The organism is Paenibacillus sp. LS-5 (assembly GCF_056121505.1).
On record NZ_JBWAVA010000132.1, the window covers coordinates 1 to 236 of the forward strand.

The 236-nt window shown below is 57.6% G+C and carries 1 protein-coding gene; it reads right to left on the minus strand.

Annotation, left to right across the window (positions count from 1 at the left end; all coding sequences use genetic code 11):
- On the minus strand, nucleotides 1–236 hold a 236-nt coding region (locus AC0MA3_RS26755), incomplete at both ends, for an aldehyde dehydrogenase family protein (RefSeq protein WP_474658387.1).

Consider the following 236-nt stretch of genomic DNA (forward strand, 5'->3'; position numbering starts at 1 on the left):
TGTTGGAGACAATCTCGTCCCCGACGATTGCACCCTCGCCCACCACGAGATTGACAAGGCCTTGTGGAATGCCCGCATCATGCAGGACGCGCATGAGTGCCACGGCTACCAGAGAGGTTGATGGCGCTGGGACCCAAACAATCGCGTTGCCTGTAGCGATACCCGGGGCGATGTATTCGACCGGGATGTTGACAGGAAAATTCCATGGGGTGATGACGGCATATACCCCTCTCGGA